Below are 18306 nucleotides of genomic sequence, written 5' to 3'. Positions count from 1 at the left end.
TACCATGCAACACATGCTATAGTGTTCCCTGTTAAGCAACACTGGGATACAAGGATGATCAAAACCTGGCTACATAAAGGACTTGAAGAATTTTATACAACCGGCTCTACCCGCAAGATTAACGCAGCTCATGAGAAGCGGCTACGTATGCGCCTGAGGGTAATTGACCTGGCTGAGAAAATTGAGGATATGAACCTTAGTGGCTACAGGTTGCATCCTCTTAAAGGTGACAGACAAGGTATCTGGTCTATCACGGTGACAGGAAACTGGCGAATCACTTTTGAATTCAAAGATGGTGACGCCTATATTCTGAATTATGAGGATTATCATTAATGACTATGCACAACCCCCCGCACGCGGGTGAAATCATTGCCGATATTATGGAAGATCTTCAGATCGGTATCAGAGAACTGGCACGTGCTTTAGCTGTAGCCCCCTCTACTGCTTCAAGAATAGTATCGGGAGCAACAGCGGTAACGCCAGAGATGGCGATCAAATTATCGGCCGTGATTGGCAGTACGCCTGCGATGTGGCTGCGCATTCAGGCCGCTTATGATTTAGAGCGGGCAGCCAAAACTGTTGACCTCTCGGTTCTGAATACCAGCTTCAAGCCTGACCCGCTGCAGGGTGTCAACTGAAGCCTGTGGGCAACGTGAGCAGCTGGTGTTAATTGCTCATTCACTCCGTTATCACGCGCGTCGTTTCACTGAAGGCAAGAGCTTAAGCAGAAATGAGTGAAACACGATATCTTTCTTCTGCTGCAACCTGCCTGCGGATAAACGCTGCAGAGAAAATTGTTCGGGCACGGCGTGCATATCCCAATACCTTAGCGATTATGTTTGTTTACTCCCCGCGTAGTGCTCAGTGAGAACAGCGGCTGTCACTGCTAATGATCTTTTATGTACATAAGTTCATATAATGGGGCTTATATGAACTTATAAAGAGGGTATTGACGGGAATTGTGATGATGGGCGTGGTGCTTCAGCTCAAAAAACCGGCGTCGCTACGTGAATTCTGCAGGTATTGCAGCACTGGTTACCCTGCAGAATTCACCCAGCGTTGCCGGTTTTATCAGCAAAAAACAGCACCGGAGTGCTGTGTAGTTTGTCGGGTTACCAGAAACGTACGCCGGTAAGATGCAGCGTACGGGCGATGCCGCCTGCTGCAATCAGCGAAAGCGCGATTCCCAGCATAGCCATTGCGTTAAAGCCAAAGTGCCGGAACAGCAGATAGCCCGCCACGCAGCCGGTAAGAAAAGAGAAGATGGTTACAAGGTGGGTATAAAGAAGCTTGCGATGCAGATGGCGCTCCCCCGCTTCGCTGCTGCTGAACGTTGCCCGCAGAAACGAGCCCAGCGCAATACCGGCATCGGTCAGCGTACCGGTTACGTGCGTTGAGCGTACGCGACCAGACGAGAGCTGTGTCGAGGTGGAATTATGGATCCCCATCAGCAGGCCGAGCGTGACAAGGATTTCACCGTTGTTACGTTCTGAGTACCACAGGATCTCCACCACTGACGTCAGTAGCAGAAGCAGTCCCTCAATGAAAAGCACCTGACAAAAAATGGTCCTGATATTGCGTTTAAGCCCCCAGGCAACCGTCAGGCGCGCGATCATTGAGCCGGTGACAAATGCCAGAATTAAGCCGGCCAGAAACAGCAGATCCTGCAGATCGGAGCCTGAAACTTCAGCGGAGATTTGGGAGGTGTTACCGGTCATATGGGAGGGGAAAAAACCAAAAGCACCGAATGCCATGGCGTTAAGTATACCTGCAGTGGTCGCCAGCGTGAGCGCCAGCAGGCGATCTTCGCTGTGCGAACGTAACTTCTTTTTTCTCAGCAGCATCCTTCTCTTACCTCGCAGCGTAAAGGCACATAATGTTAGCGTAGCGCACTATTGAGCATAGCGAAGTCTGGCAAGGATGCCTGTAACCAACTGCTTTTAATAGTTAATAATGTCAGGAAATGAAAACTTATATTGATAACCGGAACAACCCGCAGTAAGTGACGCTGTCACTTAAAGTGGGAGATTCCGGTTATAGCGTTATTTATTTTCAAAGTAATTTGCCGGCATCTGTCCCGGTGCCATGTTGATCACGTCGTCATTGTCCGGCCCCTCATTTTTCATATAAGTGACCTGAGCAAATTCCGGGATAATAATATAGGGATAGGCCGGTCCCTCGTCACGAAAACGCTGCATATCTTCAATGAATTCATTCTGATAACAGATCGTTTTTTCCGGATGCTGCCCCTCCCCGGCGATCCACTGCGGGAAAAAAATCGTACCGTGAATAAGTTTACGTTCGAGATCAAACAGCAGGCTTACGCAGGTGCCGGTGGGTTCATGCCAGTCAACCTTATAGATACCGGGCGCAAACTGCACCGCATGCATCTTCTGATGAGTAACCCAGCGGCCTCCTACCAGCCCCTGATGAATGCGGTAGTCGCAGGTGGTTGCATTGCGGGCATACCACTCATATTTCCAGCCGTTGTCGTAGGTATAAACAAAGTGGGTTCCGATAAATGCAGACAGATCGCTGGCCTGTTCTGTCGCTGATGCGATTGAACTCATGCTTCACCTCACCAATGGGTAAAAAAAGCGTACTGGTAAGGTATAGCGCGTAATACGGGATTGCGTATCGCTTAACGACGTTTACACATACCCCATTAGTCTCAACATCGACCGCGCTTCGTGCATGGCTTCATTGCGATGGGTCACTCCCAGCTTCTGATAGAGGTTGCGGATATGGGTTTTGATGGTGGTAGCGGCGACATCAAGCTCGCCGGCAATCTGCTCATTGCTGTAACCGGAATAGATCAGACCCAGCACCTGCCATTCGCGCTGCGTCAGTGGGCTGGTGCGAACCAGCTCCGGAACATCGGGGTGGTTGAGTAAACGGCTGACAAAGCCCTCATCAAAATGGGCAAATTTATGCCGGTGATACTTATTAATTTCGTGCAGGATGCGGCGGGCGCGATGTTCATCTATCTCTTCCAGCACCGAAAGCTGCAACAGCTGCCGCAGCTGCTGCGCCATGATCTCGCCCTCAATCACAAACTGACTCATAAACCCTGTACTGCGCGCCAGCTTCAGGGCGGCAATCAGCACCCGCTGTGCATCGGGTTTACGATTAGTCTGCCAGTAAAGCTGATTAAGCAGCAGCAGGTTGCTGTTAAAATCGCTGGTGAGCTGAAGCGTCCGGGCATTCTCATTCAGCTCATCCAGAATCACTTCCGCCTGAATCAGATCGCCCGCCAGAAGCTGTGCCCGCGCCACGTTACGCCACTGCTCCTGTAAGAAGTGATTATTGGCGCTGGCCGGCCGGGAGGTAACGCGCAGCCACTGACTGGCGCTGGCGCTATCCCCGGTCAGCTGCCAGTAAAGGATACGCGCTTTATCCGCGTTGGCGATCCAGTCGATATGCAGCGTGCCATTATTGAGCAGATTCTCCAGACGGGTAATGTGCGACCGGGCATTATCCAGATTACCCCGCGCCAGCGAGCACTGGATCAGCAGTCCCAGACACTGGATCTGCTGCTGCGGAGGAAAGCCGCGCAGTACCTGCATACCACTGCGAGCCGCCTGTTCAGCTTCATCAAGCCGACCCCAGGCCCAGAATAGCTGCGCGCGAATGCGTAACAGAAACTCATGCAGCGGAAATTGTGCGAGATGCTGTTCGTGAACCAGACGAAACGCCTTTTCCTGCATCTCCCATGCCGATTGTAAAAATCCCTGCGCAAACAGAATCTCGCTCTGCTGGATCAGGCTCCAGAGAACGTAGTGCCAGGTCTCTTCTTGCCGCGCCATCTGCTCTGTCTGACGCATCAGCGCCAGTGAATCAGCCAGCTCTCCTTTACAGTGCATGACCTCACCGTGGACAGAGGTCGCGACAATGCGGCTGTAGCTTTTCGACGCCGGCAGCAGCTGCAGAGCAAGACGCGCCAGCTGCGCGGCCTCTTCCGCATTGCCATCGTTAATGGCCACCTGAGCGCGTATTGCGTGCAGCTCGCCCTGCAGAGAGGCATCCATCTCACAGCAGCGCTGCTGTTCAAACTGCGCCAGCAGGCTGTTAACTTCGGAAAAACGATGCTGGCTCTGCATCAGCCACGCCTGCAGCAGCACCAGCTCCGGGTTTTCCAGCAACAGTGGCCATGGCAGCACCCGCAGGGAAGACTCCAGCAGCGCCAGTTCGCTTTGATTAAACAGGGTCCAGGCGTGCTCCAGCAGCACGTCGCGCAGCATATCGGTATCACCCGAGGCCAGGGCATGGTGGATCGCCTCGCCCGGGAAACCCTGCCTCATCCAGCCTCGCGCCGCCGCACGATGCAGGGCCGGCAGCTCCGCGCTAAGCTCCCACTGACAGCGCTGGCGCAGAAAACTGCCAAACAGCGGATGGTAGCTGAACCACTCGCCCGCATTATCCATGCGCTGCAAAAACAGCCCCTGCCGCTCAATCTCCTCCAGCCGCATGCGGCCATTATCTTCACCCGTGACTGACGTCACGAGGGCATCATTCATCGAGCGCAGCAGCGCACTCTTCAGCAGGAACTGGCGGGTATCGGCATCGACAGTATCCAAAACCTCCTCAACCAGATAATCGGTGAGATGGCTGGCGTTGATGGTTGATAAACGGCGCGCGGAGTCCTGCGCTGAGCCTGCGCCCTGCCGGGCTGAGATAGCAATCAGCTGCAGTGCGGTCGCCCAGCCAGCCACATCATCACACAGCTGGTCGCTCTCTTCACCGGGCAGTGGCGCCTGCAGCCGGTTATCAAAAAATTGTTTAGCTTCATCGTGCGTAAAGGCGAGCTGCTGGCTGCTCAGCTCCAGCAGCTGTTCACGCACGCGCAGATTGGCGATGCCCAGCTGTGGCAGACCGCGCGACAGCACCACCAGGGTCAGATTTTCCGGCTGATGCTTCAGAAAAAAGCGCATCGCCTCATGAATAACCGGATTGGTAATATGATGGTAATCGTCAATAACCAGCCAGGCCGGACGCTGATAGTCAGCCAGCTCAATAAACAGCTGCGAGAAAAGCGCATTGAGATTAACGTAGTGCCGCTTTTGCGCCAGTGATTCACTGCGGCTGCAGCTGCCCTGAGTGGCCTGCTGCAGCGCAGCAATCAGATAGTCAGCAAACCGTTCCGGCTGATTATCCCCCTCATCCAGCGAATACCAGCCCAGGTCGCGCTTTTCTGCCGCCCACTGCGAAATCAGCGTGGTTTTACCGTACCCTGCGGGACTGGTAATCAGCACTAACCGGTAAACGGCGGCGGCATTCAGTTTCTGCAGCAGACGGCTACGGACCACCATGGCGTCATGGCGCACAGGACGACTCAGTTTTGACGGGATCAACATCGACGCACGCTCCTCCGTTAACGTCTGCGCAGTATTATTTTACGCTTCGTAATTATTCGACATACACGTTATCCATACGCCATCTTAATGCAAGCGAACTCAGCAGCGCGGCTTAACAAAAGCGAGGGGTATCACACTCCTGTCACGCTTTCGGAGTTTCCTTACCCTCTCCTCCCTCTCTATCCTCCTGCCTGAATAGTGCCGGGGAGGAGGAGATACACAACCGGCGCAGGCAAAATGCACGCTGACCTCTTCCTCTGACGGATGCTTAAGCCATGACCCAGTTACCTTTTGATTCCGACCGTTTTTCTGCTGCCCTGACGCGACAGTGGCAGCGCTTTGGCCTGCCCGATGCGCAGGCGATGAGCCGGCAGCAGTGGTGGCATGCCCTGAGCGGTGCGCTTGCCGAACTGCTGGCTGAACTGCCCGCGCAGCCGGCAGCGGGACCGCAGCGCCACGTTAACTATATTTCGATGGAGTTTCTCACCGGCCGTCTGACCGGCAATAACCTGCTTAACCTCGGCTGGTACCCGGCGCTGAACGATTTGCTGCAGCAACAGGGGCAGTCGCTGAGCGATGTGCTGGAACAGGAGATCGATCCGGCGCTGGGAAACGGCGGTCTGGGCCGCCTGGCCGCCTGTTTTCTCGATGCGATGGCAACCACGGGTCAGCCCGCTATCGGTTATGGCCTCAATTATCAGTACGGACTGTTCCGGCAGCATTTCAGCGACGGCGCGCAGCAGGAGCGGCCGGATGACTGGGGGCGAAATCGCTACCCCTGGTTTCGCCATAATGCGGCGCTGACAGTAACGGTTAATCTGGGCGGCAAGGTGAAAACTGAGCAGGGAAAAAACCGCTGGATCCCGGCGTTTCAGCTGCAGGGTGAGGCTTGGGATCTGCCGGTTGTGGGTTACCAGAACGGGGTGGTTCAGCCGCTGCGCCTGTGGCAGGCGAGCCACGCGCAGCCATTTGACCTGCAGCGGTTCAATAACGGCGATTTTTTGCGGGCGGAAAAGCAGGGCATTGATGCAGAGAAGCTGACTAAAGTGCTCTACCCTAACGATAACCATCAGGCGGGTAAGAAACTGCGCCTGATGCAGCAATATTTCCAGTGCGCCTGTTCGCTGGCGGATATTCTGCGCCGCCATCAGCAGGCGGGTCACGCTATTGACACGCTGGCCGATCGCGAAGTCATTCAGCTCAACGATACGCATCCCACTCTGGCGATTCCGGAACTGATGCGCCTGCTGCTGGATGAGTATGATTTCAGCTGGGAAAGCGCCTGGCAGCTGACGCAGCGCACCTTCGCCTATACCAACCACACGCTGATGCCGGAGGCGCTGGAGTGCTGGGATCTGACGCTGTTCCGTACCCTGCTGCCGCGCCACATAATGATTGTGAATGCCATCAATGCGGCACTTAAGCAGCAGGTTGAGGCGCAGTGGCCCGGTAATGCTGCCATCTGGGCCAGACTGGCGGTGGTGCATAATCATCAGGTGCGTATGGCTAACCTCTGCGTGGTGACCTGTTTTGCCGTTAACGGCGTTGCTGCCCTGCACTCAAAACTGGTGACAGAGGATCTTTTTCCGGAATATCACGCGCTCTGGCCGGCGAAATTCCACAATGTGACAAACGGCGTGACGCCGCGCCGCTGGATCAACCAGTGCAACCCGGCACTGGCTGCACTGATCGACCGCTCGCTGAATAAACCCTGGCTGACCGATCTCGACGCGCTGCGCGCGCTGGAGCCGCTGGCAGAGGACGCCTCATTCCGCGCAGAATATCGCGCCATCAAACAGCAGAACAAATGCGATCTGGCACAGTGGGTGGAACAGAAAACCGGCATTGTGATCAATCCGGACGCGCTGTTTGATGTACAGATAAAACGGCTGCATGAGTACAAGCGTCAGCATCTGATGCTACTGCATATTATTGCGCTGTGGCAGACGCTGGTCAGCGATCCGCAGGCCAACCTGGCGCCGCGCGTGATGCTGTTTGGCGCAAAAGCTGCACCTGGTTACGCGCTGGCCAAAAATATTATCTATGCCATTAACAAAGTTGCCATGACGATAAATGCTGACCCGCGCGTGGGCGATCGGCTGAAAGTGGTGTTTATCCCGGACTATAACGTCTCGGTCGCAGAAAGGCTGATCCCGGCAGCCGATCTCTCGGAACAGATCTCCACGGCCGGCAAAGAAGCGTCAGGCACCGGCAATATGAAACTGGCGCTGAACGGCGCCCTGACTATCGGTACGCTGGATGGCGCTAACGTGGAGATTGCCCGCGAGGTTGGCGACGAGAACATCTTTATCTTTGGCCATACCGTGGAGCAGGTCAGCGCGCTGAAGAGCGCGGGCTACGCCCCGGCAGTCTGGCGCAAAAAAGATAAACAGCTGCATCAGGTGCTGACGGCGCTGGAGGATGGCACGTTTAGCGACGGCGATTGCACGGCATTTGATGCGCTGGTGAAAAGTCTCGGGGCGGAGGGTGGCGATCCTTATCTGGTACTGGCCGATTTCCGTCACTATCTCAATGCGCAGCAGGATGCAGAAAAACGCTGGGCCGATAGTGAAGCCTGGACCCGCGCGGCGATCCTGAATACCGCACGCTGCGGCATGTTCAGCGCCGATCGCGCTATTCGTGACTATCAGCAACGAATCTGGCAGGCGGTGCGCTGAAGATGACAATGACAACGCTTACTCCGGCAGCGCTGATCGCGCCGGAATATATTGATGCTCACGGCAGGCCGCGCCGCATTCCGGCCACCACCGAGCAGTGGCTGCACACGATCATACAGCCGCCTCTCGCTACACCGTCAGCGCTGCCCCCGGTAGCAATTTTTCGTGGCGGAGAAGCCGTGGTAGTAGAGCCAGCGCTGAGCGGGGCGGCAGCATGGGAGCTGACCAGTGAAGCGGGCGAGCGCTGGTCAGGTGAGTGCCAGCCTGGTGAAACGCTGCGGTTGCCGGCACTGCCGGAAGGCTATCATCAGCTGACCCTGACGCAGCCGGCGCTGCTGTCGCGCTGCAGCCTGATTGTTGCGCCACCGCGCTGCTATGAGCCACCGGCATTGCTGGCCGGCGACAAGCTCTGGGGCTGCTGCGTGCAGCTCTATACGCTACGATCGCAGCATAACTGGGGCATCGGTGACTTTGGCGATCTGCGCCAGATGGCGGCAGAGATCGCGCAGCGCGGCGGCGCATTTATCGGGCTTAATCCGCTGCACGCCCTCTTTCCGGCTAATCCTGAGGGTGCCAGCCCTTACAGCCCCTCCTCGCGCCGCTGGCTGAATGTGCTCTATATCGACGTCAATAGCGTGGAGGATTTCAGACTCAGTGAGGCGGCGCAGGCGTGGTGGCAGCAGCCTGATACCCAACAGCGGCTTGCGGCCGCGCGTGACAGCGAATACGTGGATTACGCCGCCGTTACCGCGCTAAAGCTGGCGGGCTTACGCCTTGCCTGGAGACAGTTCAGGCGACGTTCGCCGGATGAACCGGTAATGCAGGAATTTGATGCGTTTGTTAAAGCGGGCGGACAGAGCCTGCTGAGTCAGGCGTTGTTTGATGCGCTGCAGGCGCACCAGCGCGCCAAAAATCCTGCGCTGTACGGCTGGAAAAGCTGGCCGGAAGCGTATCAGCATCCCGACAGCGCCGCCGTGCTGGCGTTTCGTATTGAACATAGCGACGAAGTACGCTTTTACCTCTGGCTGCAGTGGCTGGCTGCCTCTCAGTTCGCGGCCTGCTGGTCCGTGTGCTGCGCGCAGCAGATGCCGGTTGGCCTCTACCGCGATCTGGCGGTGGGCGTCGCGCAGGATGGCGCAGAGACCTGGCGCGAACGCGATCTCTATTGTCTGCAGGCCAGCGTGGGTGCGCCGCCCGATATTCTGGGGCCGCTGGGGCAAAACTGGGGGCTGCCACCGATGGATCCGCAGATCCTGACAATGCGTGCGTTTACCCCGTGGATCGATCTGCTGCGGGCCAATATGCGCGACTGCGGCGCGCTGCGCATTGATCACGTAATGGCACTGCTGCGCCTCTGGTGGATCCCGCAACATGAGAAGGCCGCTGAGGGCGCCTACGTTCACTATCCGGTTGATGCCCTGCTGGCCATTCTTGCGCTGGAGAGCCAGCGCCATCGCTGTATGGTGATAGGTGAGGATCTGGGCACCGTACCGGAAGCGATTGTCGCTAAGCTGCGCGACAGCGGCGTCTACTCCTACAAAGTGCTCTACTTTGAGCAGACGGCAACGCGCGCGTTTCGCGCGCCGGAAGCCTGGCCACGGCAGGCGATGGCGGTTGTCACCACGCATGATATGCCTACCCTGCGCGGCTGGTGGCAGAGTGATGACTTAACGCTGGGCAGCAGGCTGGGACTCTATCCGGATAAAGCGATCCTGGCGGGTCTGTACCGCGAGCGCGCGGCGGCAAAAAAGGCGCTGCTGCATACGCTGCAGCAGCAGGGAGCGCTGGCACACCGCTATCCGCTTCAGCGCGGCCGTGCGCCCATGCGCCGCGCGATAAACCGTGCGGTTCACCGCCTGGTGGCGGCCAGTAACAGCGCCCTGCTTGGCCTGCAGCCGGAGGAGTGGCTCGATATGGATCGGCCGGTAAACGTGCCCGGTACGGTGGACAGTTACCCTAACTGGCGCCGCAAGCTCACGCTGTCGCTGGAGGCGATGTTTACGGATGAAGGGATTACGCACCTGCTGCAGGAGGTCAGTCACGTGCGTCAGCGGCACCCCTGATCAGACGCCCCGGACCGGGGCGGTTTCTGCAATAAAAAAGGTGCGCCGGAGCGCACCAGGTGCTGCAACTCAGCACTGTCGGGGCAGGTTCACCCCTTGCCTTTTACACTGCTGATAAACGTTTGCCGCGCTGAGGTGGACCCCAGTCGCTCGGCCTCATTCAGAAGCTTCAGCGCTTTATCAATGTTGCCCTGGCTGACCGCCTGACGGATATTCTGATTGAAGTAACTTTCGGTGTCGTTTTCCAGCGGCACCGGCTTCACGGCAGAGGCGGGACGCACGGCAGCGGGCGCAGGCGCCTGAGTATTGCCGATCACAACCGGAGCCGATGCCGATGAACCGAACAGCGGGCCGACCAGAATAGAGGACGCGGAACTGGTGGAGACTTTCAGCTTCAGCCTGCCGCTCTGGCTGTGTGTGGCAACCGGATCGGGAATATCAGGAACCGCATGGCCGGTGCCTTTCGCGTAAGCTTTGGCCGGATCGACCAGCGTGGTGGTCTGGGTCAGATCCCGGTCGGTGGTAAAGACCAGCAGATAAATTTTCTGCTGTCCCGGCACCGGCGTCAGTTTCATTACGCCTTCAAGACGATCGGCGCTCATGACGCCCGGCTGCTGGTAAGCAAAGAACTGCGACGGGAACCACGCTGCCGGACGCAGGTTTTCATCGAGCACCAGTACATTAGGCGCGAACACGCGGTTGTCAGCAACCTCACTGCTCAGCGTAACGGTCAGCTCACCCTGACTGGCTGGCAGACTATACGCCGCAACCGGACCACGGATCCCCGGCAGAGCATCTCCGGTGCCGCTGTCGCGCAGCTGAGTGGTTACCGCACGCGACGTGTCAGCAGGTTGCCAGTTCAGGCGCTGCAGAGTTTCAGGTGAAACGGCGGGTGCGGTGGAGAGATCCTGCGGCACCAGATTAATATCAGCGACAGCGGGCAGCGTAACGCCGGTCAGCAGCGCAGCGCTCAGGCAGAGCGCGGTAAGCGTTTTTTTCATCGTTTTATCTCTGATAGCTGGAGGCAGCGCCGGCACCAGGCAATGGCCAGCGCTGCCTAATCGGTGAGCCGCACCGGCGGGTGCGGCCATTCTGTTACAGGGTAACGCTGAGGCTTACCACCAGATTTCCATCTGTGCGCCAAAGCTCCACTCGTCATTGTCGCCCCGGCTGTTGGTGAACAGGCCGTTACCGGTGCTGTCAGCAGCGGCCAGCGTGGTCAGGTTGCCATCGGCATTTTTGCTATAGCCCCACTTCTCATCCCATTTGGCATAGGTTGCAAACAGGCGCAGCGCCGGACGGGACCAGATGCTGTCGCCCGCCTGCCACTGCTGGGCCAGGGTAATTTTGTACTGCCCGTTGCGATCGCCGACCTGCTGCGACTTCACGTTGTCGTAGCCCAGCTCAAGCAGCGTGCTCATGATAGGCGTCCATTTGTACATCGGGCGCACGCCCACGGTGTACCACTCGTTGCCGCGATTATTATCGAGGTCGGTGTTCTGATACATCGCGACGTACATCAGGTCCCAGCGCTCGGCCAGCGAGATGGCACCGTGATCCAGCACGCGGTACATTTTGCCGTCGTTATTGATATTCGTGCCCTGCGGCAGCCCTTTGCCCTGCGAAGTCAGCGCGTCCGTTGCGTACTGAAGTACAAACTTGTTGTAGCCTTTCAGCATGCTCTGCGTATGTTCGGCGGTGAAGAGCCAGCCATCTTTGGACGCGCCATCCTCCAGACGATATCCGTCGCGCGCGTTAGCACGGCCATAGTCGACGCCGAGTTCCAGCACGCCATCCGGGTTGGTCTCCAGACCCGCCAGGCGCACATCAAACACGTCGTTCGCGGTGCTGGTTGCGTAGTCGCGGATGCGATCGCTGGAGAAGGTGTAGGAGCCGCCCGCTTCTGATGAGCGCGTGGCGGCGAAAGAGAGTTTGCCGAAGCCGAGGTCAACATCTTCCAGGCCTGCGCCGGGACCGGAGATATCCCAGTAGTAGAAGTCGATCATATGCACGTCGTGACGCTGATAAAAGCGCTTACCGGCCCAGATAGTAGAGCCCGGCAAAGCATCAATCAGGTTTTTGCCTTTAACGTTGGCTTCGCGGAAGGCAGGTGAAGTTGCCTCCCAGTCATTCTGCTGCGATACGGAGTAGGCAACGTTGGTGTCAAAATAGAAACTCTTATCGCCCTCCTTCCAGACTTCCTGTCCCAGCTTAAGCTCGGCGTAGGTTTCACATTCGTTACCCAGACGGTACTTACTTTGTGCGCCGGTCGCCTGGAAGCACTGTTGTTCACCGCCGCTGCCGGTCCAGCCAATGCCGGAACGGGCGTAACCGGTGAAGTCCACCGCCATAGAGGAGGCGGACAGGGTACCCGCAGCGATAGCGATCGCCACGGGGAGTTTGCGCAGAGTTATCATTTATTTATCTCCTGAGATCATTGCTTTTATTGTTTTGCAGGGTACACACCAGGCTCCTGATGCAGCCTGCGACAGGCGCTGCCATCTTCACGAAACAGATGGCAGCGTTCCGGCGGCAGGCCGATGCCCATCAGGGCGCCCTCTTCTGCCAGCACCACGTCCTCTTGGCGGTAAACCAGGTTTTGACGGATGGCGGGGATTTGAATGTGGATTTGCGTTTCATTGCCGAGCTGCTCAACGACCTGCACCTCTCCCTCCAGCGTGACATCGGCGATGTCGCTGGAGAGCAGATGCTCAGGCCGGATACCCAGCGACATGTTGCTGCCGATCTGCACGCCGGTGCTCTCGACCGGCAGCCAGACCAGCTGATTGTTGGGCAGACGCACCTGAACCTGATCGATTGCGGTGGCGGTTACTTTTACCGGAAGGAAATTCATCCGCGGGGAACCGATAAATCCGGCGACAAAGCGATTGGCGGGGTAATGATAAAGTTCCAGCGGTTTGCCAATCTGCGCGATGCGCCCTGCTTCGAGCACCACAATTTTGTCGGCGAGCGTCATCGCTTCTACCTGATCGTGGGTAACGTAGATCATGGTGCGCTTCAGCCGTTTATGCAGTCGCGAAATTTCGATGCGCATCTGGACGCGCAGCGCGGCATCAAGGTTGGATAACGGCTCGTCGAGCAGAAAAACGCGCGGTTCAGCCACCAGTGTCCGGCCAATCGCCACCCGCTGCCGCTGACCGCCAGAGAGCGCTTTGGGCCGCCTGTCCAGCAGATGCGCCAGCTGCAGCACCTCGGCTACCTGGTTTACACGCTGCTGGATCTCGGCGCGCCTGACGCCGGCCAGCTTCAGGCCAAAGGACATATTTTCCGCAACGTCCAGATGCGGATAAAGCGCATATGACTGAAACACCATGCCGATCCCGCGCTCTGCTGGCGGTACCTCATTCATGCGCTTGCCGCCGATCAGCAGGTCGCCTTTAGTGATGGTTTCAAGCCCGGCAATCATCCGCAGCAGGGTCGACTTACCGCAGCCGGATGGTCCGACAAACACCACAAATTCACCTTCGGCAATCTCAAGATTGATATCTTTCGAGACTTCGGTTTCACCCCATGTTTTGGAGACATGACGTAACGCAACGCTCGCCATAATACTTTTCCTCTCAACGTGCCCTGTTGGCTGATATGACTGCTGGCCGATTCTGTGGCTCATCATGAAAGCCCCGGCAGCCGCTGACATCCTCCACCACAACGTGAATGCACGGGGGATGAGCCGGGAGGAGGAGAAAGGATGCGTGCCGGCTGCCAGCTGCCGGATGAAGAAATTTTTGTGATGTCAGACGCAGAAAAAAGCGAGAGAAAGTGTGCGCCAGCCCATAAAAACAGGGATTTTTGCAGGCAGGATCACGCGTTTACGCCTGCAGGCGTAGAGAGCAGGAGGATGAAACCGTGCTGCAGAACCTGACAATAAACGGGACGCTTACTTCCCGCTTTCGTTTACAGGATGGACTTATGACAATGAAAACCGTCTCGCGCTTATTCGCCCTCTCCGCGCTCTCCGCCGTGCTGTTCTCTGCTTCGGCTCTCGCAAAGATCGAAGAGGGAAAACTGGTTATCTGGATCAACGGTGACAAGGGCTACAACGGACTGGCCGAGGTTGGCAAAAAATTTGAGCAGGAGACCGGCATCAAAGTCACCGTGGAACATCCGGATAAGATGGAGGAGAAGTATCCGCAGGTGGCCGCCACCGGTGATGGCCCCGATATCATTTTCTGGGCTCACGACCGTTTTGGCGGCTATGCGCAGTCAGGTCTGCTGGCGGAGATCTCACCTGACAAAAATGTGCAGGACAAGCTGTTTCCCTTTACCTGGGATGCGGTGCGCTACAACGGCAAGCTGATTGGTTATCCGGTATCGGTCGAGTCCCTCTCGCTGATTTATAACAAAGATCTGGTCGCCGAACCGCCAAAAAGCTGGGAAGCCATCGCCGATCTGGACAAGCAGCTGCGCGCCAAAGGCAAGAGCGCCATCATGTTTAACCTGCAGGAGCCTTACTTCACCTGGCCACTGCTGGCGGCAGGCGGTGCTTATGCTTTCAAACCTACGCAAAGTGGATTTGATATCAAAGACACCGGCGTGGATAACGCCGGGGCGAAAGCGGGCATGCAGTTCCTTGTGGATCAGGTCAAAGCCAAAGTGCTGAATGCGGATACCGACTACTCCATCGCTGAAGCGGCATTCAATAAAGGGCAGACGGCGATGACGGTTAATGGTCCGTGGGCGTGGAGCAACATCGACAAGAGCGGCATCAAATACGGGGTGACCACCCTGCCAACGCTCAATGGCAAACCCTCTAAAACCTTTGTCGGTGTACTGAGCGCCGGTATCAACGCCGCCAGCCCCAACAAAGAGCTGGCAAAAGAGTTTCTGGAGAACTATCTGCTGACCGACAGCGGGCTTGAGGCGGTCAATAAAGACAAGCCGCTGGGCGCCGTGGCGCTGAAATCGTATCAGGCAATTCTGGAGAAAGATCCGCGTATCGCCGCCACCATGAGCAACGCACAGAACGGCGATATCATGCCAAACATCCCGCAGATGTCGGCCTTCTGGTACGCCATGCGCACTGCCACCCTTAACGCGCTGAAAGGACGCCAGAGCGTGGACGCCGCGCTGAAAAATGCGCAGACCCGTCTGAACAAGTAAACCCTGTCTGAAGCCGGCGCTGTCCGGCTTTTTATCAGCTGTTGAGGAATTTCGGATCATGTCAGGAAAAACGGAACGGTACAGCCAGATGCTGAAAGGCGTACTGGTTGGCGGCTGCTGTCTGTTAGTCGGCTATCTGCTGGTGCTGATGTATGTGCAGGGAGAGTACCTGTTTGCGCTCATGACGCTGATTGTCAGCGCAACCGGCATCTGGATTTATGCTAATCGCCGCGCTTATGCCTGGCGCTATGTCTATCCGGGCCTGGCCGGCATGGCTATTTTTGTGCTGTTTCCGCTGGCCTGCACTATCGCTATCGCGTTCACCAATTACAGCAGTACCAATCAGCTTTCGCAGGAACGGGCGCAGCAGGTGCTGCTTGGCAGGCAGTATCAGGATGGCGCCGGGCTGAATTTTGCGCTCTACCCGGCCGATCGGCGCTGGCAGCTGGTGCTCAGCGACAGCAGCAGCGATGAACGCTACGTCTCCACGCCGTTCGATTTCGGCAGCGTACAGACCCTGACGCTGCAGCAGGCGCCGCTGCCCGCTACTCAGCGCGCCACGCTGAAAGTCATCACCATGCATCGCCAGGCGCTAAGCCAGATCCGTGCCCGGTTGCCGGATGGACGTGAGCTGGTGATGAGCTCCTTACGCCAGTTCTCGGGTACCCGTCCGCTCTATGTTGCCGGGCACCAGGGCGTGCTGAAAAATCAGCAAACTGGCGTACGCTATCAGGCTAATCAGGACACGGGGTTTTACCAGCAGATCGCGGCTGACGGCAGCTGGGGCAGTGAACAGCTGAGCCCTGGATTTACCGTTAACGCGGGCTGGAAAAACTTTGTTCGCGTCTTTACTGACGAAGGGATCCAGAAACCGTTTCTCGCCATTTTTGGCTGGACGCTGATCTTCTCGCTGGTGACGGTGATCCTGACCGTTGCAGTGGGCATGGTGCTGGCCTGTCTGGTGCAGTGGGAAGCGCTGCGCGGTAAGGCTATCTACCGCGTGATGCTGATTTTGCCCTACGCCGTACCGGCTTTTATCTCCATCCTTATCTTCAAGGGGCTGTTTAACCAGAGTTTTGGTGAAGTTAACGTCATGCTCAAGGCGCTGTTTGGCGTCCAGCCTGCCTGGTTCAGCGATCCCGCGCTGGCGCGTACCATGCTGGTCATCGTGAATACCTGGCTCGGCTATCCCTACATGATGATTCTGTGCATGGGGCTGTTAAAAGCTATCCCGGACGATCTGTATGAGGCTTCCGCGATGGATGGCGCGGGTCCGCTGCAGAATTTTTTCCGCATCACGCTGCCGCTGCTGCTTAAGCCCCTTATGCCGCTGATGATTGCCAGCTTTGCCTTTAATTTTAATAACTTTGTTCTGGTGCAGCTGCTTACCAACGGCGGACCGGATCGGATCGGGACTACCACGCCCGCCGGCTACACGGATCTGCTGGTCAATTACACCTGGCGTATTGCGTTTGAGGGCGGCGGCGGGCAGGACTTTGGCCTCGCGGCGGCGATTGCAACGCTGATTTTCATGCTGGTCGGGGCACTGGCGGTCATCAACCTGAAAGCCGTGCGCATGAAGTTTGACTGAGGAAAAATTATGGCAATGGTACAACCCAAATCACAAAAGCTTCGTTTGCTGCTGACGCATCTGCTGCTGCTGGTTTTTATTGCCGCCATCCTGTTTCCGCTGCTGATGGTGGTCGCTATTTCACTGCGTTCCGGCAATTTTGCGACCGGCTCGCTGATCCCGGAGCAGATCTCCTGGGAGCACTGGAAGCTGGCGCTGGGATTCAGCGTTACTCAGCCGGATGGCAGCGTCACACCGCCACCCTTCCCGGTACTGCTCTGGCTGTGGAACTCGGTGAAGATCGCAGCGATAAGCGCGCTGGGTATCGTGACGCTATCCACGACCTGTGCCTACGCCTTTGCCCGCATGCGTTTTGCCGGCCGCGCAACCCTGCTGAAAGGTATGCTGATCTTCCAGATGTTTCCGGCGGTGCTGTCGCTGGTCGCGCTCTATGCATTGTTTGACCGGCTCGGTCAGTATGTGCCCTTTCTCGGACTCAATACGCACGGCGGCGTAATCTTTGCCTATCTTGGCGGCATTGCGCTGCACGTCTGGACCATTAAAGGCTACTTCGAAACCATCGATGGCTCGCTGGAAGAAGCGGCCGCGCTGGATGGCGCAACGCCCTGGCAGGCGTTTCGTCTGGTGCTGCTGCCGCTGTCGGTGCCGATTCTGGCAGTGGTCTTTATTCTGGCCTTTATCGCCGCGGTCACCGAAGTGCCGGTCGCTTCGCTGCTGCTGCGTGACGTTAACAGCTATACGCTGGCCGTTGGTATGCAGCAATATTTAAATCCGCAGAACTATCTCTGGGGCGACTTTGCCGCCGCTGCGGTGTTGTCTGCCATTCCCATTACGCTGGTATTCCTGCTGGCACAGCGCTGGCTGGTCAGCGGTCTGACAGCGGGCGGTGTTAAAGGCTAACCTCTTCATCATTGTGTGACCTCGCTGCCCCGGTGTTTAACCACCGCTGGGGCGTTTGACGGCCCCCGGGCCGTCTTTTTTTATGGCGAGGGAAATAATCAACATTTTTTCTTACTGAACCCGACCTCCCTTGGGATAAGAGATGATTGATTTATGCAACTCCATCAGGAAATTATTTAGAAAAAAAGAGGCATAGCCGTGCAGATAAAAATCCTCATATTACCTTTGAAATCAATCACCCGGAAAATGAACGATAAAGCGGCAAGGAATTATTTTATAAATAGTAATATTTCCGGGAAAGTAATATGAAAAATTAAAGATAAAACTGCCAAAAACTTCAATAAGTATAAATTGATCTGGCGCACAACTATATTATTCAGGGTTTGAATTCAGAGTGAACGTTAATTAAATATATCCCTGCCGCAATCAGCGGTTTGCTAATAAAGGAGTCTAATCATGGGATATTTAAACTCAGGCATCAGCAACAGCAATAGCGAGAATGCAAACAAAGCCGTACTCACTATTGAAGAAGAGGAAGTGTTAGCGTCCGCCTCGCAGGCGGATGAAGAGAGTCAGTCTGAAGACTAACATTTCAGCGG

The 18306-nt window shown here is 56.6% G+C and carries 14 protein-coding genes; 8 read left to right on the top strand and 6 right to left on the bottom strand.

The window, feature by feature from the left end; genetic code table 11:
* The first annotated feature begins 54 nt into the window (after positions 1–54).
* Together LAC65_RS17110 and LAC65_RS17105 are read left to right on the top strand one after the other, a co-directional pair.
* Complete coding sequence (locus tag LAC65_RS17110; protein ID WP_040113494.1) at positions 55–333, top strand: type II toxin-antitoxin system RelE/ParE family toxin; 279 nt, start codon at positions 55–57, stop codon at positions 331–333.
* Positions 333–638, top strand: a complete 306-nt coding sequence (locus LAC65_RS17105; RefSeq protein WP_040113493.1) for a HigA family addiction module antitoxin — start codon at positions 333–335, stop codon at positions 636–638. The genes LAC65_RS17110 and LAC65_RS17105 overlap by 1 nt, the downstream gene beginning before the upstream one ends.
* Positions 639–1112: 474 nt before the next feature.
* Here LAC65_RS17105 and LAC65_RS17100 read toward each other — a convergent pair whose 3' ends face one another.
* The 3 genes from LAC65_RS17100 to malT all read right to left on the bottom strand — a co-directional run bounded on the left by LAC65_RS17100 (position 1113) and on the right by malT (position 5354).
* On the bottom strand, positions 1113–1844 hold the full coding sequence (locus tag LAC65_RS17100; protein ID WP_040113492.1) for a YoaK family protein: 732 nt from the start codon (positions 1842–1844) through the stop codon (positions 1113–1115).
* A gap of 198 nt (positions 1845–2042) precedes the next feature.
* Positions 2043–2570, bottom strand: a complete 528-nt coding sequence (locus LAC65_RS17095) for a phenolic acid decarboxylase (RefSeq protein ID WP_040113491.1) — start codon at positions 2568–2570, stop codon at positions 2043–2045.
* 81 nt (positions 2571–2651) lie between these two features.
* Positions 2652–5354, bottom strand: coding sequence for an HTH-type transcriptional regulator MalT (malT, locus tag LAC65_RS17090; RefSeq protein WP_040113490.1), 2703 nt, complete (start codon positions 5352–5354; stop codon positions 2652–2654).
* A gap of 275 nt (positions 5355–5629) precedes the next feature.
* On the opposite strand from malT, the gene malP reads away from it, so the two are divergent.
* On the top strand, positions 5630–8032 hold the full coding sequence (malP, locus tag LAC65_RS17085; RefSeq protein WP_040113489.1) for a maltodextrin phosphorylase: 2403 nt from the start codon (positions 5630–5632) through the stop codon (positions 8030–8032).
* A gap of 8 nt (positions 8033–8040) precedes the next feature.
* Entirely contained in the window at positions 8041–10095 is a 2055-nt protein-coding gene (gene malQ / locus LAC65_RS17080) for a 4-alpha-glucanotransferase (RefSeq protein WP_040113877.1), read from the top strand.
* A gap of 89 nt (positions 10096–10184) precedes the next feature.
* Here malQ and malM read toward each other — a convergent pair whose 3' ends face one another.
* From malM to malK, 3 genes are all read right to left on the bottom strand, one after another.
* Complete coding sequence (gene malM, locus LAC65_RS17075) at positions 10185–11096, bottom strand: maltose operon protein MalM (protein WP_040113488.1); 912 nt, start codon at positions 11094–11096, stop codon at positions 10185–10187.
* A gap of 114 nt (positions 11097–11210) precedes the next feature.
* A complete protein-coding gene (locus LAC65_RS17070) occupies positions 11211–12512 on the bottom strand; it encodes a maltoporin (protein WP_040113487.1) in 1302 nt (433 codons plus the stop codon).
* A 26-nt stretch (positions 12513–12538) separates the two neighbouring features.
* Entirely contained in the window at positions 12539–13663 is a 1125-nt protein-coding gene (gene malK, locus LAC65_RS17065) for a maltose/maltodextrin ABC transporter ATP-binding protein MalK (RefSeq protein WP_040113486.1), read from the bottom strand.
* Between the two features lie 362 nt (positions 13664–14025).
* On the opposite strand from malK, the gene malE reads away from it, so the two are divergent.
* The 4 genes from malE (at position 14026) to LAC65_RS18220 (ending at position 18295) form a co-directional block, all read left to right on the top strand.
* Complete coding sequence (gene malE, locus LAC65_RS17060) at positions 14026–15216, top strand: maltose/maltodextrin ABC transporter substrate-binding protein MalE (protein WP_040113485.1); 1191 nt, start codon at positions 14026–14028, stop codon at positions 15214–15216.
* A gap of 58 nt (positions 15217–15274) precedes the next feature.
* Positions 15275–16807: a maltose ABC transporter permease MalF gene (malF, locus tag LAC65_RS17055; protein WP_040113484.1), complete on the top strand. Its 1533-nt coding sequence runs from the start codon at positions 15275–15277 to the stop codon at positions 16805–16807.
* Between the two features lie 9 nt (positions 16808–16816).
* Entirely contained in the window at positions 16817–17707 is an 891-nt protein-coding gene (malG, locus tag LAC65_RS17050; RefSeq protein ID WP_094111587.1) for a maltose ABC transporter permease MalG, read from the top strand.
* Between the two features lie 456 nt (positions 17708–18163).
* The gene (locus LAC65_RS18220) at positions 18164–18295 is read left to right on the top strand and encodes a hypothetical protein (RefSeq protein ID WP_255402130.1); all 132 of its coding nucleotides are present in this window, start codon (positions 18164–18166) and stop codon (positions 18293–18295) included.
* Positions 18296–18306 lie beyond the last annotated feature (11 nt).

This window comes from Pantoea eucrina, assembly GCF_020079945.1.
Taxonomy (GTDB): domain Bacteria; phylum Pseudomonadota; class Gammaproteobacteria; order Enterobacterales; family Enterobacteriaceae; genus Pantoea; species Pantoea eucrina.
This window is presented reverse-complemented; position numbering and strand designations above follow the sequence as displayed.

What these genes read in the sequence shown, in the direction of transcription:
- LAC65_RS17110 (WP_040113494.1), top strand. Translation starts at nt 55, where the DNA reads ATGATCAAAACCTGGCTACATAAAGGACTTGAAGAATTTTATACAACC.
- LAC65_RS17105 (WP_040113493.1), top strand. Translation starts at nt 333, where the DNA reads ATGACTATGCACAACCCCCCGCACGCGGGTGAAATCATTGCCGATATT.
- LAC65_RS17100 (WP_040113492.1), bottom strand. Translation starts at nt 1,844, where the DNA reads ATGCTGCTGAGAAAAAAGAAGTTACGTTCGCACAGCGAAGATCGCCTG.
- LAC65_RS17095 (WP_040113491.1), bottom strand. Translation starts at nt 2,570, where the DNA reads ATGAGTTCAATCGCATCAGCGACAGAACAGGCCAGCGATCTGTCTGCA.
- malT (WP_040113490.1), bottom strand. Translation starts at nt 5,354, where the DNA reads ATGTTGATCCCGTCAAAACTGAGTCGTCCTGTGCGCCATGACGCCATG.
- malP (WP_040113489.1), top strand. Translation starts at nt 5,630, where the DNA reads ATGACCCAGTTACCTTTTGATTCCGACCGTTTTTCTGCTGCCCTGACG.
- malQ (WP_040113877.1), top strand. Translation starts at nt 8,041, where the DNA reads ATGACAACGCTTACTCCGGCAGCGCTGATCGCGCCGGAATATATTGAT.
- malM (WP_040113488.1), bottom strand. Translation starts at nt 11,096, where the DNA reads ATGAAAAAAACGCTTACCGCGCTCTGCCTGAGCGCTGCGCTGCTGACC.
- LAC65_RS17070 (WP_040113487.1), bottom strand. Translation starts at nt 12,512, where the DNA reads ATGATAACTCTGCGCAAACTCCCCGTGGCGATCGCTATCGCTGCGGGT.
- malK (WP_040113486.1), bottom strand. Translation starts at nt 13,663, where the DNA reads ATGGCGAGCGTTGCGTTACGTCATGTCTCCAAAACATGGGGTGAAACC.
- malE (WP_040113485.1), top strand. Translation starts at nt 14,026, where the DNA reads ATGACAATGAAAACCGTCTCGCGCTTATTCGCCCTCTCCGCGCTCTCC.
- malF (WP_040113484.1), top strand. Translation starts at nt 15,275, where the DNA reads ATGTCAGGAAAAACGGAACGGTACAGCCAGATGCTGAAAGGCGTACTG.
- malG (WP_094111587.1), top strand. Translation starts at nt 16,817, where the DNA reads ATGGCAATGGTACAACCCAAATCACAAAAGCTTCGTTTGCTGCTGACG.
- LAC65_RS18220 (WP_255402130.1), top strand. Translation starts at nt 18,164, where the DNA reads ATGGGATATTTAAACTCAGGCATCAGCAACAGCAATAGCGAGAATGCA.